The organism is Ascidiimonas aurantiaca, from assembly GCF_037646345.1.
GTDB classification, from domain to species: domain Bacteria; phylum Bacteroidota; class Bacteroidia; order Flavobacteriales; family Flavobacteriaceae; genus Ascidiimonas; species Ascidiimonas aurantiaca.
The window spans coordinates 59,630-75,801 of sequence record NZ_JBBEWR010000016.1; the positions used below are offsets into that span (position 1 = coordinate 59,630).

10 protein-coding genes are annotated in these 16,172 nt (G+C 40.1%); 7 read left to right on the forward strand and 3 right to left on the reverse strand.

The annotated features are described in order from the left end of the window. Positions 1-81 precede the first annotated feature (81 nt). Together WAO84_RS15185 and WAO84_RS15190 are read left to right on the forward strand one after the other, a co-directional pair. Positions 82-3,348: a S41 family peptidase gene (locus WAO84_RS15185; protein ID WP_340066861.1), complete on the forward strand. Its 3,267-nt coding sequence runs from the start codon at positions 82-84 to the stop codon at positions 3,346-3,348. Positions 3,349-3,411: 63 nt separating this feature from the next. Next, the gene (locus WAO84_RS15190) at positions 3,412-4,098 is read left to right on the forward strand and encodes a uracil-DNA glycosylase family protein (protein ID WP_340066863.1); all 687 of its coding nucleotides are present in this window, start codon (positions 3,412-3,414) and stop codon (positions 4,096-4,098) included. An 8-nt stretch (positions 4,099-4,106) separates the two neighbouring features. Here the strand turns inward: WAO84_RS15190 and WAO84_RS15195 are convergent, their stop codons facing one another. Continuing rightward, on the reverse strand, positions 4,107-5,633 hold the full coding sequence (locus WAO84_RS15195) for a DEAD/DEAH box helicase (protein WP_340066865.1): 1,527 nt from the start codon (positions 5,631-5,633) through the stop codon (positions 4,107-4,109). Between the two features lie 260 nt (positions 5,634-5,893). Between WAO84_RS15195 and WAO84_RS15200 the strand changes: the two genes are divergently transcribed. Then, complete coding sequence (locus WAO84_RS15200; RefSeq protein WP_340066866.1) at positions 5,894-8,284, forward strand: hypothetical protein; 2,391 nt, start codon at positions 5,894-5,896, stop codon at positions 8,282-8,284. Between the two features lie 68 nt (positions 8,285-8,352). On the opposite strand, the gene WAO84_RS15205 is transcribed toward WAO84_RS15200, so the two are convergent. Together WAO84_RS15205 and WAO84_RS15210 are read right to left on the reverse strand one after the other, a co-directional pair. Next, the gene (locus tag WAO84_RS15205) at positions 8,353-8,634 is read right to left on the reverse strand and encodes a hypothetical protein (protein WP_340066868.1); all 282 of its coding nucleotides are present in this window, start codon (positions 8,632-8,634) and stop codon (positions 8,353-8,355) included. Positions 8,635-8,850: 216 nt separating this feature from the next. Beyond that, positions 8,851-10,284 carry an NADP-dependent isocitrate dehydrogenase gene (locus WAO84_RS15210; protein WP_340066870.1) on the reverse strand — a complete coding sequence of 478 codons (1,434 nt, stop codon included), beginning with the start codon at positions 10,282-10,284 and terminating at the stop codon, positions 8,851-8,853. 718 nt (positions 10,285-11,002) lie between these two features. Here WAO84_RS15210 and WAO84_RS15215 point away from each other — a divergent pair. From WAO84_RS15215 to WAO84_RS15230, 4 genes are read left to right on the forward strand one after another with little or no spacing between them, the layout of a single operon-like run. Further along, the gene (locus WAO84_RS15215; RefSeq protein ID WP_340066871.1) at positions 11,003-11,674 is read left to right on the forward strand and encodes a TetR/AcrR family transcriptional regulator; all 672 of its coding nucleotides are present in this window, start codon (positions 11,003-11,005) and stop codon (positions 11,672-11,674) included. A 7-nt stretch (positions 11,675-11,681) separates the two neighbouring features. Continuing rightward, complete coding sequence (locus WAO84_RS15220; RefSeq protein WP_340066873.1) at positions 11,682-13,349, forward strand: peptidase domain-containing ABC transporter; 1,668 nt, start codon at positions 11,682-11,684, stop codon at positions 13,347-13,349. Between the two features lie 6 nt (positions 13,350-13,355). After that, entirely contained in the window at positions 13,356-14,708 is a 1,353-nt protein-coding gene (locus WAO84_RS15225; protein WP_340066874.1) for an HlyD family secretion protein, read from the forward strand. 2 nt (positions 14,709-14,710) lie between these two features. Further along, positions 14,711-16,117 (forward strand): TolC family protein, encoded by a 1,407-nt coding sequence (locus WAO84_RS15230; RefSeq protein ID WP_340066875.1) that lies wholly within the window; start codon positions 14,711-14,713, stop codon positions 16,115-16,117. Positions 16,118-16,172 lie beyond the last annotated feature (55 nt).

Here is a 16,172-nt window from a genome sequence, read left to right on the forward strand (position 1 = left end):
ATCCTTGTTAAAGAAATTGCCTCCCCTGCTGTTTTTTAATACCTTTTCAGTCTTACTAAACAAAAAACCAAACAAAAAATCATGAAACATCTCTTATCGGTATGTTTCCTGCTCCTCACACTTAGTTCAGGAGCCCAGGGAACACAACTGCTCAGACAACCCACCGTTTCCTCATCAAGTATTGTTTTTGTATATGCCAATGACCTCTGGAAAGTTCCTGTCACCGGAGGAGAAGCTATACGGCTTACCAGCAATGAAGGATATGAGTTCTCACCTCACTTTTCTCCCGATGAGAAGTGGATTGCTTTTACCGCAGAATACGATGGTAACTATGACGTGTATATACTTCCGGCCGAAGGAGGCAGCCCTAAAAGGCTTACCTGGCACTCTTCTGCGGATGTGGTTCAGGGATGGACCCCAACCGGGGAAGTCTTATTTCGTTCCTCCCGGGAAGGCCAACCTACCCAAACCAGTAAATTCTTTACTGTAAATGCTGAAGGCGGATTACCCACAGCCGTTGACATACCACGGGCTGCTTTTGGAGAATTATCTCCCGATGGTTCACATATTGCCTATGTGCCCATTACCTTTTGGGATCCCGAATGGCGCAACTACCGGGGCGGACAAGCCATGCCTATATGGATCGTTAACATGAAAACCAAAGAACTTATACGCACCCCCCAGCCTACCAAAGAAAGACATCTGGACCCCGTATGGTATGGTAAAAAAGTATTTTATCTCTCCGAAAGAGATTATACCAATAACATCTGGTCCTATGATCCTTCCACCGGTGAAGAAAAACAACATACTTTTCACAAAAAATTTGATGTAAAGAGCCTGGATGCCGGATCAAATACCATTGTTTATGAACAAGGCGGCTATTTGCATCTTCTGGACCCTCAAACCGGAACAATCAAACAACTCACTATTACTGTAAAAGGCGATATGAACTTTGCGAGAACACGATGGGAGAATGTAAACGCAAGTGCGCTCACCAATCCTAACCTATCCCCCTCTGGCAAACGTGCTATTTTTGAGCATAGAGGTGAGATTTTTACCGTTCCCAAAGAAAATGGAAGCTGGCGAAACCTTACCAATGCACCAGGATCTGCCGAACGTTCTCCCGTTTGGTCGCCAAAAGGAGATAAGATACTATGGTTTTCCGATCAAAGTGGTGAATATAAAATAATACTTGCGAACCAACAGGGTACCCTGCTTAAGACCATAGATATTCCCGATCCTACATTTTATTTTAAACCCGAGTGGTCATCAGACGGAATACACATAGCATACACTGATACGCATTACAACATCTGGATCACCAATACAGAAACCGGTAACAGTAAGATCGTTGCGACAGACCGCTATGCCCACCCCAACCGTTCCATGAATCCTGTATGGTCTCCGGATGGTAAGTGGATTGCGTACAGCAAACAACTGGACAGTCACTTTAAAGCGGTTTTTGCGTATAATGCTGAAAGTGGCAACACCATTCAACTTACCGACGGGATGGCCGATGCTATTAGCCCCGTATGGGATGAAAACGGAAAATACCTGTATTTCCTGGCGAGCACCAACTATGGCCTTAACTCAGGATGGCTCGATATGAGCTCCTACGACCCTGATGTAACCCGAAATCTATATTGCCTCGTACTCTCTAAAAAAGATACGTTCCCGGTACTTCCCAAAAGTGATGAGGAAGCCTTATCTGGTGAAGAAAAGGAATCTGCTACCACAAAAAGCAGTAAGAAAAATGAAGATAAAGAAAAGCCCGATTCCAAAGAAGCCATAGTGGTCATAGACCAGGAAGGCCTTTGGGATCGTGCCAAAGCCCTAAAGCTGGAAGATAAAAACTACGTAGCCCTGGAAAAAGCACCAAAAGAACATGTTTTTGTCGCAGAGGCCAAACCCCGGTCTAACGGGCTCACGCTTCATTTGTATAATGTGAAAGACGAAAAGGCAAAAGAATATGCCACCGATGTAAATGCTGCAGTGGTGTCTGAAGATCGAAAAAGCATATTATTACGAAAAGGCAGTTCATGGAGTATAAACGATACCAAAACCCCTCCCAAAGATGGGAAAGATAAGTTGGTAACAAACCTAAAAATAAAAGTCGCCCCTAAAGACGAGTACCGTCAAATATTCAAAGAAGGATGGCGTTTCATGCGCGATTTTCTGTATGTTGACAATGTACACGGAGCTCCCTGGAATAAAATATATGCATGGTATGCCCCCTGGGTAGATCATGTAAGACACCGTACCGACCTCAACTATCTGGTTGACATCATGAGTGGAGAAGTATCTATTGGTCACTCCTATGTATCAGGAGGTGATTTTCCCGACACCCAACGTGTACCTGTAGGGCTACTGGGCTGTGACCTTAAGGAGAAAAACGGCTATTACCAGATAAGTAAGATCTACACCGGAGAGCGATGGAACCCCGATGTACGTGCCCCTCTGGCCTTACCTGGGCTCGATGTAAAAGAAGGTGATTATATTATCGCTATAAATGGTACAGAGATCAAGGCCCCTGTTAACCCGTACAGCCTTCTGGAGCAAACGGCCAACAGGACCATTACACTTGAGGTAAACAGTAAACCTTCTGCAGCCGGTGCCCGGGAAATACTAGTCACTCCTATAAGCTCTGAAATAGAACTCAGAGGCATGGCATGGGTAGAGAATAACCGAAGAAAAGTAGAGGCCCTTTCCAATGGAAAACTCGCATATGTATATGTTCCCAATACTTCGGGAAGAGGTTTTGCTTCTTTTAACCGGTATTATTTTGCACAACAGGATAAAAAAGGAGTTATTATAGACGAACGAAATAACGGAGGGGGTTCTGCCGCTGACTATATGATCGATATTATGGCCAGGAAACCTTTTGGTTACTTCAATAGCAAAGCAGGTGACAAAAGGCCCTGGACTACTCCCATTTCGGGGATCTGGGGACCAAAAGTCATGATCGTAAATGAAAGAGCCGGATCAGGAGGAGACCTGTTACCTTATATGTTTAGAGAAGCCCAACTGGGCCCACTGGTAGGGACCCGTACCTGGGGAGGACTCGTAGGTACCTGGGATACCCCTCGTTTTATTGATGGCGGACGCATGGTAGCACCCCGTGGAGGTTTTTATGATAACAACGGAAAATGGGCCGTAGAAGGCGAAGGGATCGAACCCGATATTGAAGTGATACAACATCCTGCCAAAGTATTGAAGGGAGAAGATCCGCAATTGGAGCGCGCCGTAGAAGAAGCACTTAACATGCTAAAAACACAAACTTTTGAAATAAAGCCCGAGCCGGCACCACCCGTTCGCTGGAAGCGAGCCTCCGGCTATGATAACGAATAAATTACTATCTGTAAGCCTGAAAAGTTAGTACAAAATTCACTTTTCAGGCTTTCTTTTTGTTGTATGACCTTTGCTGATACTATTCTCAATTTTAACCAAACCCTTGAACTGAACGTAAAACTTCCCGAGAACATTCACGTTCTTCACCCTTTTAAAGAGAATCCTGAGGTGATTACCATTACCACAGCATTCTACAAAAAATTCTACGATGACCATTTGCCCAGAAAAATGATCCTGGGTATTAATCCGGGAAGATTAGGGGCCGGTGCTACCGGCATTCCCTTTACAGACCCTAAACGCCTTCTCGAAAAGTGTGACATTGAAACCTCTTATACACTGCACGAACCCTCTTCCGTATTCATCTATGAAGTTATTGAAGCGTATGGGGGAACCTTTGACTTCTATAATGATTTTTTTATCAGCTCGGTGTGCCCTCTGGGTTTTGTTCAAAAAAATAAAAACGGGAAACTAGTAAACTATAACTATTACGACAGTGTTACCCTTACCAAAATCGTAACTCCTTTCATCACCGCATCACTCAGGGCCCAGTTAGAATTTGGCATAGAACGTAAAGAGGCATTTTGTCTGGGTACCGGAAAAAACTATCGGTTTCTAAAAAAACTTAACGACGAATATGACTTTTTCGAAGGAATTGTTCCGTTAGAACATCCGCGTTATGTGATGCAATACAAATCCAAAGAAAAACAGGAGTACATTGCGAAATATGTAAGATTGTTGCGAGGCCAATAATCAAAAACTCAGGTATGAGTCACTCCCGAGAAGTGTTGTACGATCTGTAAGCGCAGTTTACGTAAATAATCTTCCTCCAGCCAATTGCGATAGTTCTTGGTACTGTTCATGATGAGATGGGTATATTGGCGTACCCGGTAGGCAATGTCTTCTTTCAGTAAAAAAGCCAGTAATCGTGCCTCCGTAGCACTGTTGGCATTTTCACAGCACATGGTTGCATGCTGCTTTATAGACTGCTTAAGTGCTGTTTTGGGAGGTCTTCCTTCGGTAAGGGCTTTTTTATATGCCGCTTTAATGTCAAAATCAATCGTATCGGTATTTGGGAATTTGGCCCTCACTTCGGGAGACATTTCAAAAATAAAATGCCTTTCAATTTCTTCATCCGTTCTTATATTCTCAAGATAGTAATCAGGATGATAAAAGATCTCAAGCCAGTCTATAGGTGCTTCCCAGGCACCAAAGCGCGCTATATTATTACCAAGATCTATAATACTAAACTTCTTTTTATTGGGGAGTACTCTGGAGCCTCTTCCTATCATTTGAAAATACAACGTAAGTGAACGTGTGGCCCGGTTAAGTATAACTGTTTCTACCGTAGGCTCATCAAAACCGGTAGTAAGGATGCTTACCGAAGTGAGTACGGCATCAGGAGTATGTTTAAACCAGTGTAAGATCTCTTTTCGCTCCTTTTCCGTATGCGTATTATCAAGATGCCGTACAGGATGGCCGGCTCTTTTGAAGGTATCATACACAAAAAGTGATGTATTGATCCCATTATTAAAAATTAGGGTTTTGGTACCCATTGCCTTTTCTTCATAGGCATTAATGAGTTTCGCCTGCATACCATCGGCCGTATATACTTCTTCAGAAGATTTTACGGTATAATCGCCATTTGAACCTATTTGAAGATTTTGAAGGCCCACATCAAATGTAAAAGCTTCCGGAGTCGCCAGAAAACCTTTCTTTATTAATGATGCTATACTTTCTCCTATAATAAGCTCCTCGTAGTGATCTTTCATGGGAAGCTTGATGTTTGAGCTTAAGGGCGTGGCGGTAACACCCAGTATCATAGAGTTATCAAAATAACGGAAAAGCTTTCGAAAAGAATTATAGTGTGCCTCATCTACAATCACCAGGCCTATATTTTTCATTTCAAACTTCTTGTCCTGTAACCTGTTGGCCAGTGTTTCTACCATAGCTACAAAACACATGTACTGATCCTGATCAGGAAGCTCTTTAACTTTGCTGTTAATTACCTTATTATGTACCCTGAAACCACGAAGCATACGGGAAGTCTGTACGCTTAACTCAATACGATGGGTAAGAACCAGTACTTTTTTACCGGTATTTTCAATAAACCTCCGTGCTATTTCAGAGAAAATAACCGTTTTCCCTCCTCCTGTAGGCAATTGGTACAGCATATTGTAATTATCTGCTACCTTCGCTATTTTTTTAAAAATAATTTCCAGGTCCTTTAGCTGATAATCATAAAGCTCCTTTTCAATACCGGTTTCACCTACCTGTCTCAATGCCATCGCGTTTATCAAATGTGCAAAATTACGTTATTTTTGAAGTTGTAAGCAATTTTTGAGGATATTATAATAACATTTTCTTTTACCATGCCCTCAGAAACTTTAGTCGTAAATACATTATTTCCTTAAAATCTGGTGATTATTTTTCCATATCTTTTTTGATAAAATTACGATAAAACACAACCCTACTTATAAACTTTTTACTACATTAGAGCTATAAAAACAGAGTTTTTTCCCTCCCCTTCGTAAAACCATATGGTATCATGAACATTTTAGAAAAAGTTGACCTGAGTGATCTGGATTTCATTAAAAAACTACAACTCGACAAGATCTTATCAAACGAAAAGCTGGGTGACCCGGTAGCCATGAAAGAAGAACTGGAGTACCAGCTACCTCCCGTGGTAATTTTAGAAAGCGAGCAAACATCACTCAAAATACGAAGTAGCGCCAAAGCCTCCCATACCACGCAGCTATTTAATGAACCGGGAGACCAAGACGAAGATCTTATTCTGGGGCCAAAAGAAAAATCTCAAACTATCTTTCCCCTTGATCCTGAACACCCTGTATTAAAACATACCCTTTTCTTTAGCGTCACATCGGGGGCCAAAGGCAGTTATGGACCCATAGGCTTTGGTATTGATTCTAATGCTTCACTTAAAACCATGGCATATTTAAAGCATCGCAAAGACGACGCCGTTAAAGAAGCATTATTGAAAGACATAAAGAATATGCCTTTTGTATATTTTATTCCACATATTAAAAAACTGACTCCCGGCGAAGCTTTGGCCGTTACTACAGATGCCCGTATGGGATTATCTCTTTCTTTTGAAACGCAAGAGATCATGGGGGCGGGACTCGCTGCGCTTTCTTCCTATCTAAAACCGGAAAAAGGCATGGTACTGGAAGTAGAGGCAGGCGCTTCACTTGATGTTAATTTTGGAGTACAGGGAAACTATGAACTCATCTTCACCAAAGTTTCTGAAAAAACCTATGAACTACGGGTACGAAGTGTCGTAAATTCAGCTTCCCGCATTACGGCAAAATTGGGAATTACTGCTGCTTTTGCCAATCCCAAAGCTGTTTCTGACTTTCTTATTTCCCAAATGAACCGCATTCTTACAGCGATTACCGGTCTCAGGATCGAAGCGCTAGAGGAAATAGAAACCCTATTACAGGAAACATCATCAAAAAACCTTAACATACCCGATCTAACTGATGCACAACAGGAAGTAGTGAACTTTCTGGTAGAACGGCTGGATCTCGAGGATGAACTTGACAAAATCACTTCTCTGTTAAATACCCTTGGAAATATACGTGCCGAGATACAAAAGAAAATCATTTCACTCACAGAAACGAAAATAAAGGCAGGCTTTACCTATGAATATTCCCGAATAAGCAGCAATGAAGTTTTCTTTAAAGGCCGTATTGATGAATCTATACTGGAAAAAGCCCATAAACATCTGATCCTTTTCAATATCAAGCCTTTGGTAGAATGGGCAGTAGCCCCGGAAACCTCAAAGAAGATAGCTGTTGAAAAATACCTAAGAACACAAAATTTACAAGTGAGCCGTAACTGGGGAGTATCCCTGGGCATAGGCGACTATACCGTTGGCAGTAAAGAACGTGTAGAGCTTACCCTAAAAATACAGGAAACCATTGTAAATAAAGAGCGTCTTCAAAAAGTAGCTTATGATGGTTTTCGGGACTATGATGAAGCGGGAGACCTGGGAGGTTTTGGGAACGACTACAAGATCGGTTTTAATGTGAGTATGGATCAATTCAAAAAAGAGCCGGGTGCCGGCGATTTCAACTATGGCTTCTCCTTTATTTTTAAACACTCTGAAAAAAAGCTTGCCGGAAACGAAAAACTGCGTTTTCTACGACTTATGGATATGGCAAAGCTTTGGAATATAGTACCTCAGGAAGAATGGGATACCCGCACAGAAACACTTTGGAAAACACTAATTAAGGCCTCTGATATAGAATTTTCCTTTCAGCTGGATTTCAGTTCAGAAGCTTTTGACAGCCTTAAACAAGAATGGGCTCACTTACTTATGCATCAACGGGACAAGCATCTCTCCTTATTGGCAAATGCTTTTGGGAAAGCCGTTCCTTATCACCCCGATTTTGTATATAGAAGCGATACTACTCTGCGTGGCAAAACCTATGGAGAGCTCTGGAAAACCTATTTTGTAAATGAAGGTTTCTCTGATCCTATCGCACAGGAAAGTTATGTGTACTACACTCAACTTGCGCAACACTACTTTAGAAAAAAAGACCGGGACCTCAGCAGACTGGAGGGGCGCTATATAGATCATCTGGGACGCCCCGGAGCAGGAGATACTATTTGGTTTGGCGGGCTCGTGCGTCTTAATAGCCCTGCAGTTAAAGTCAAAAGTTTTGTGAATGGTCTGAATGATCTTTTAGGAGGCATTACCCGTAATGACCCACAATATGATAAGCTTATACGCAGTGCTTTTCATCAAATGCAACAGGCATGGGGATACCCGTTTTGCGCCAAAGCATTAGGTATTTACATAATGGATCTGGCAAGAATACGCGGAGTTGCCCATAAGGTACCCTCTCTTCTGGAAATAACGTATAAAGATGTAAATGGTAAAGAACAGGTAGTTTTCCTGAGCAAAAAAACCTGAAAAGCATTGGAGAACTATCGAAAATAAGAGTAGCTGCTCTTAAATGTACTTTTTAAGAACAGGCATGTTTATGGCCGTACCAGTTTAATATCAATATTTCCGCTTATCACGATATGTGCATCTTCATCGCGCGCATCGATAAGCAGTTTACTTATGTCCTTTTTTGCCTGTTTCAATGCTTTTATTCTCTCCGCCGAATGTTCTGTACTATAGGCTCCATACTCTTTGATATTAAGCAACTTTATTTCATGAAACTTTATCTTTTCAGAGAGGAGATTAAATAAAATATCAGCGGCTTCCGAGGGTGAAAAGGCACCTTCAATAAGTTTTATAGTGTGATTTTTATCCATAAGTACATTTTTATTCAAAATCATAATACCATTGAATTGCTATAAAAAGTGACGTGAGCTCAAACAAAGAACCTTAACAATGGTTTGTCTCATCTTTAAGTTTCAGGAATGTTAAAAACCTAATACCCCTGTAAGAAACCTGAGAGTAAAGCTGAAAAAACCAAAACGTTTCTATGCCGAACCCACGTCTGTAGTGAACTTCTTTTTTCAGATCATTTACTGGCCCTGACCCAGGGAGTATGCTCTTTTCCCATCAAACGTATAAAGGTTTTCCGTTTTGATAGTGTCTATCCCTTCTGTAATGGCATCTGAAAGTATCTTTACAATATGATCTTTGGTAACGGATTCTCCGTTGGCTGCTTTATATCTGCAACGCCAGTGGTCTGTACAGAAGGTTTCTTCAAATCCTTCCGGCCATACTTTAATTCCCCGGTTAGTTATCATAGTAAGCTCTACACCGTTAGTATTAAGTTTTTGTAATTTAGCTGCAAGATCGTTTACATTTCCTGCCCAATCTACAAATACATCAACCCCAACGAGTTCTTTTTTACCACCCTCTTTCCTTACATATTTAGGAATAGTAAGGGGTTTTCCCTTATGATAGGTAATCTTCGCAAGGGTTTGCGGAGTTTTGCCCAGATTGGCAATTACTGCATCGGCAAACTCGCTGGTACCTACTTTTTGCTTACTGACCCCTTCTTTATAGATATCATAGGTATGAATACCGCTTTCCATAGTGGTTAGCCAGGCATTTTGAACTTTTTCTGCTACCTCCGTCTGTCCAATATGGTTAAGCATTAGTATGGCTCCCTGTAATAATCCCGAAGGGTTTGCCAGGTTTTGTCCTGCTCTTCTTGGTGCAGAACCGTGTATAGCCTCAAACATGGCACATTCCATACCTATATTGGCAGAACCTGCCAAACCTACAGATCCTGTAATTTGTGCAGCTACATCAGACATTACGTCACCATACAGGTTAGGCATTACAATTACATCAAAAATCTCAGGAGTATCGGCCATTTTAGCAGCTCCTATATCAATAATCCAATGTTCATTCTCAATTTCAGGATATTCCTGTGCGATCTCATCAAAAACTTTATGGAACAAACCATCGGTTTGTTTCATGATGTTATCTTTCGTAAAGCAGGTTACTTTTTTACGGTTATATTTTTTTGCATATTCAAATGCATATCGTACGATCTTTTCACAACCAGGACGACTAATTAGTTTAAGGCACTGTACCACCTCACTAGTTTGCTGGTGTTCTATTCCGGCGTAGAGGTCTTCTTCATTTTCTCTGATTATAACAAGATCCATATCGGGGTGCTTGGTATCTACAAATGGATGCAAGCTCTTGCAGGGTCTTACATTAGCGAATAAACCAAGAGATTTACGGGTAGTTACATTAAGACTTTTGTACCCACCGCCCTGAGGAGTAGTAATAGGCGCCTTTAAAAACACCTTGTTTCTGCGAATCGCATCCCAGGCTTCTTTGCTAATACCTGCAGTGTTCCCGGATAAATATACCTTTTCACCTACTTCTATCTCTTCAATTTCTATTTCGGCCCCGGCAGCCATAATGATTTTAAGCGTGGCATCCATAATCTCAGGTCCGATACCATCACCTTTCGCTACTGTAATCCTAGTCATTTTAATTATTTATGTTTATTTGATTAATTTTTTGCAAAAATGAGAAGTCTTTTTTACTTATTAACATTTATGTTTCAAATAACAGATATAAGCATTTGTTATTTCTTAAAATCTAGTAACAAATAATGATCTAAATCTTTTTTCAAAATTACTAATTAAAAACTTCTAAACCTCAACTTATTTGTTATTAGCTTAACAAAAAACCAGATAATCTTTATTTTCTTTCAGAAAACATATGATGTCTCAAGTACCTTTTTTTATAAAAAAAGGTGGTAACCCCTTTGCAGAAAATATCTAAATGATGTGTTTTCTGCAAAGTGCCTTTACACGGCTACCACCTTTGATCGTAGATGGGACCTTTTCAGGCTATATATAGAGAGTCCCTGAATGTAATACTTATGCAATTCAGGCAATTTTCACTACTTACCACTATTAATTGCAAAAACGATAATTGCCCGTTTTTTAAGTATTACAAGGACATAATTTTTTGTAGTTAAAGCTTTTATAAACAAAAAATTTACTGGCGATTAAAACCAGTAAGAAGAGAAAGGAGAACAAAAGCTTTTCATTTTTTTCACTACATTAAAATTAACCAACTGCCTCGATTACAAATTTAATAAGCAGCTTAAATTTAACATAATACTTATTCGTTAAATAAAAGTTAATCTATTAAGTATTAATAGTAATACTTTTATATTTGTTCGCAAAAGCAAATGAAATGAAGCAAATACTTGCAAACCTGAAGGTGAGTATTAATAAGAACATATATATTAAAGATCCTGAATCATCAGATCTGGGCAGACGTATTATTGAGAACAGTATTTTGATGATTGATGAAATGGGTTTTGAAAGTTTTACTTTCAAAAAACTGGGGGAGCGCATTGGCTCTAATGAAAGTTCCATTTATCGGTATTTTGAGAACAAACACAAATTATTATTATATCTGGTTTCCTGGTATTGGGGTTGGCTCGAATACCAGTTGGTGTTTACTACCAACAGTGTATCTGATCCCGAAGAAAAGCTAAAACGGGCTATAGAAGTAGTTACCCGCAGTGTAGAGGAAGACTCTTCGTTTTCTCATATTAATGAAATTGTCCTTAGTAAGATCGTAATCAATGAATATTCCAAATCATACATAACCAAGGAAGTAGATAAGGAAAACAAAGATGGTTATTTTTCCATTTATAAAAGGCTTGTAAACCGAATACGCGAAATGATAGTAGCCATCGCTCCCGATTATGAATATCCTTCCAGCCTTTCCAGTACCCTGCTGGAAGGTGCAATTCATCAACACTTTTTAAAAGAACATTTTTCATCACTTACCGACTGTGATAAAAATATAACCACCACAGAGTACTTTACAAATCTGGTTTTCAACTCTCTAAATTAAAGACCAAATGACTAAGAACATTATAACTGCCTGGCAAAGATTAATAAACCTTCTAAAGCTGGACAAGAGAGATATTCTTCAAGTTTTTTACTACGCTATCTTTGCAGGATTGGTTAACTTATCCTTACCCTTAGGTATTCAGGCCATTATTAACCTTATTCAGGGAGCACAGGTAAGTACTTCCTGGATTGTTCTGGTAGTACTGGTAACCCTGGGGGTGGCCTTTGTCGGGCTTTTACAGCTTATGCAGATACGGATTATAGAAAATGTACAACAAAAGATATTTACAAGATCCTCATTTGAATTTGCATACCGCTTCCCAAAAATAAAGATGAGTGAGCTACGCAATTTCTATCCTCCGGAACTGGCCAATCGGTTTTTTGATACCTTAACCATACAAAAGGGACTTGCCAAAATACTAATTGATTTTCCAGCAGCCCTGTTGCAGATCATTTTCGGTTTGATGCTCCTCTCACTGTATCACCCTTTCTTTATTATTTACGGTATTCTGCTCATCGTTCTCATTTATATCGTATTTAAATATACAGCACAAAAAGGGCTGGAGACCAGTTTAATGGAGTCAAAAAATAAATATAAAGTAGCACACTGGATACAGGAAGTTGCGAGATCTATTGTAAGTTTTAAACTTTCGGGTAAAACCTCCCATGCCCTTAGAAAGAATGATACACTCGTAGCCAAGTACCTTTCTGCACGTGAAAGCCACTTCAAAATTTTAGTGCTTCAATTTATTCAAATGATCGGGTTTAAAGTACTGGTAACGGCAGGACTTTTGCTTATTGGAGGTATCCTGGTACTCAATCAGGAAATGAACATTGGTCAGTTTGTAGCAGCAGAGATCATTATTCTACTGGTTATTAGCTCAGTAGAAAAGCTTATCTTAGGTTTAGAGTCTCTTTATGATGTACTTACTTCCCTGGAGAAACTGGGGCAGGTAGTAGATAAAGAACTGGAGCCTCAGGAAGGTGAAAAGCCCTTTAAAGAAAATGAAGGTTTCACAGTTGAGCTGGATAAAGTTACTTACTTTGCTCCGGGAACCAGCAAAAAGATCATTGATAACGTATCATTAACCATTTCTCCCAAATGTACCATTCTACTCCAGGGACCTAATGGTGCAGGAAAATCTACCCTCCTAAGGCTTATTGCAGGTATTATACAGCCTGATAATGGTAATATCTTTTTGAACAATGTGGCGCTTCAGGGTATTAACCTGAATTATTACCGGTCACACCTGGGGCAATCACTCACCGAAGAATCGCCTTTTGAAGGAACCATATTAGAGAATATAACTTTCGGTGATCCTCAGGTACAGCCTGACGATGTAAACTGGGCTCTTGAAAAAACCGGATTAACCTCGTTTGTAAAAGAGCAGGCAGAAGGGTTAAATACTATTATTTATCCCGAGGGAAAACAAATTCCTTATACTATTGCTAAAAAAATAGTGCTGGCCAGAAGTATTGTCAGAAAACCTAAACTGCTCATATTAAAAGATCCTTTAGACCAGTTTGAGGAACAGGAAGCTCTTCGTATCATGGATTTCCTCTCAGACTCTTCCAATTCATGGGCTTTGTTAGTAGTAAGCCAAAACCCAAAATGGATTAAACGTTGCGGCAGAATTATTACTCTTAATAATGGTAAATTAATAAGCGAAAAGTAAACAACCATGCTAAACATTTCACAAAGCAAGCTTGATTCAAAAGTTGACCTGTCTGAATACAAAGCGGGAAAAAAAGTCTTTCACAAGAAACACTATAAGCATTTTAACCGTTTCCTTATTGGTTTTGCCATACTTGTGCTTATTATTCTTTTCCTGCCATGGACACAGAACATAGCAGGTGATGGGTTTGTGACTACCCTTAAGCCTGACCACCGCCCGCAAACCATACAATCTCCCATACCGGGAAGGATTGAGAAATGGTATGTAAAAGAAGGGGATTTTGTGCAGGAGGGCGATACTATTTTGTTTATATCTGAGATCAAAAATGAGTATTTCGACCCCAATCTCGTAGAAAGAACCGAGCAGCAAATCAAAGCAAAATCCATGTCGGTCGTATCTTACAAAGAAAAAGTAAAAGCTTTGAATACACAGACAGGCGCCCTTAACAGTGAGCGTGAACTTAAACTGGAGCAGGCAAGAAACAAACTTTTGCAATCCCGGTTAAAAGTTCAAAGCGATAGTATTGACCTGGAAGCTGCCAAAACCAATATCAGTATTGCTGAGCGGCAGTATGAGCGTACTGTGCAGCTTGAAAGCGAAGGTTTAAAAGCAATAACCGATGTTGAAGAGAAAAAACTTAAATTGCAGGAAACCCAGGCAAAGCTTATCTCCCAGGAAAACAAACTATTGGCGAGTGAAAATGAAGTAATAAATGCCCAAATAGAATTAAACAGGATAAAAGCCGAATATACTGACAAAATATCGAAAGCCCAAAGCGATATGTTCACGGCACAGTCTAACCAGTTTGACACAGAAGCACAGGTTACAAAGCTTGAAAATGAATATACCAATTATGAGATGCGTAATAAACTGTATTACATAAGGGCTCCGCAAAGCGGGTTTATTAACAAAGCTATTCAGTCAGGAATTGGCGAAACTTTTAAAGAAGGAGACCGGCTTGTTGGTATCATGCCGGCACAGTATGAACTGGCCGTTGAAACATTTGTAAGACCTATAGATTTACCACTAATTCATTTGGGAGAAAAAGTAAGGATACAGTTTGACGGATGGCCCGCTATCGTTTTTAGCGGATGGCCTAATGTTTCTTATGGTACATACGGAGGTGTTGTGGTAGCTATTGAAACTTTTATTAGTGAAAATGGTAAATACCGTATTCTTTTGGCACCTGATCCGGAAGATCATGAGTGGCCTGTAGATATACGCGTAGGGTCGGGAGCCCAGACTATGGCACTTTTGGAAGATGTACCCATATGGTTTGAACTATGGCGACAACTTAATGGCTTCCCTCCTAACTACTATCAGCCATTAGACGGAACCGCAACATCTGAAAAGAAATAAGGATGAAAAAATATTTTGTTTGCATACTGCTCATAACAGTATCATCCCTGTATTCGCAGGAGGTTGACTCACTGCTTATACTCAACTTTAGAGAGTATTTGGGATATGTAAAAAAATACCATCCCATCGCTAAACAGGCCGAGCTTACTATTGATGTAGGGCAGGCCAACCTCATGAGAGCACGTGGAGGGTTTGATCCCAAAATAGATGTAGATTATGACCGTAAAAAATTTAAAGGTCAGGAATATTACGATCTGTTCAACGCCACCTTTAAAATACCTACATGGTATGGTGTTGAGTTCAAAGCCGGCTTTGAACAAAATGACGGAGATTTTCTCAATTCGGAAAGAAATGTTCCTGATGACGGCCTTTTTAGTGCCGGAGTGACCGTTTCTGTAGCTCAGGGACTTATTATTAACGAACGAATGGCTACTTTGAGAAAGGCCAAGTTCTTTAGAGACCAGACTCAGGCCGATAGAGACCTATTGGTGAATGAGATATTATATGAAGCTTCACTAGCCTATTTTAAGTGGCTGCAAATGTACAATGAAGTACGCATTTACGATAACTTTCTCAACAATGCAGAGGTGCGTTTTGAAGGTATTAGAAAAAGTGCCCTGGCAGGCGATATTGCTACCATAGATACGGTTGAGGCAAAAATAGCCGTACAAGACAGAGCTTTGAGTTTAGAGCAGGCCAAAGTAAAATTCATGAAATCATCACTGGAGCTTTCTAACTTTTTATGGCTTAATAACAACATTCCCTTAGAGTTGCAACCCAATGTAATACCTGATCCCACTGTAGAGAATGAAATTGATGCTACCCTGGAGATCCTGGGGAGACCTTTAAGTGATTTTACGGTTGATAATCACCCTAAACTAAGATCACTCGGATTTAAAATTCAGGGGCTGGAAGTTGACCGAAAATTAAAAGCAAATAAACTGCTTCCCAGAATAGATCTCGAATACAACTTTCTTACCGAAACTCCGGAAATTGCCCGGTCTTTTAACACCGCCGAATACAAAGGAGGGATCGTTTTTAGTTTCCCTCTGTTCCTTCGGAAAGAACGGGGAGACCTGAGGCTTGCCAATTTTAAACTGCGCGATGCCGAGTTTGAACTGAATGCTTCACGATTGCAGATACAGAACAAAGTACTGGCCATTTACCAGGAGCTGGATTCTTTTGAGACCCAAAATCAGCTTATTGTAGACATTGTTGGTAATTATGAGAGACTCTTAAGTGCAGAAGAGCGGAAGTTTAGTTTTGGAGAAAGCTCATTATTCCTCATTAACTCCCGGGAACGAAGTCTTATCGATTCCAAGCTCAAACAAAACGAATTACAGAACAAGTTTTTCAATGCCAAAGCAAAGCTTTTCAACAGCCTTGCAGTAAACCCTGAAAACCTGTAATATAAATTTGCTATAAAGTTTATGGGCTTGGGAGGGAATAGTCTAGGCAGAAACA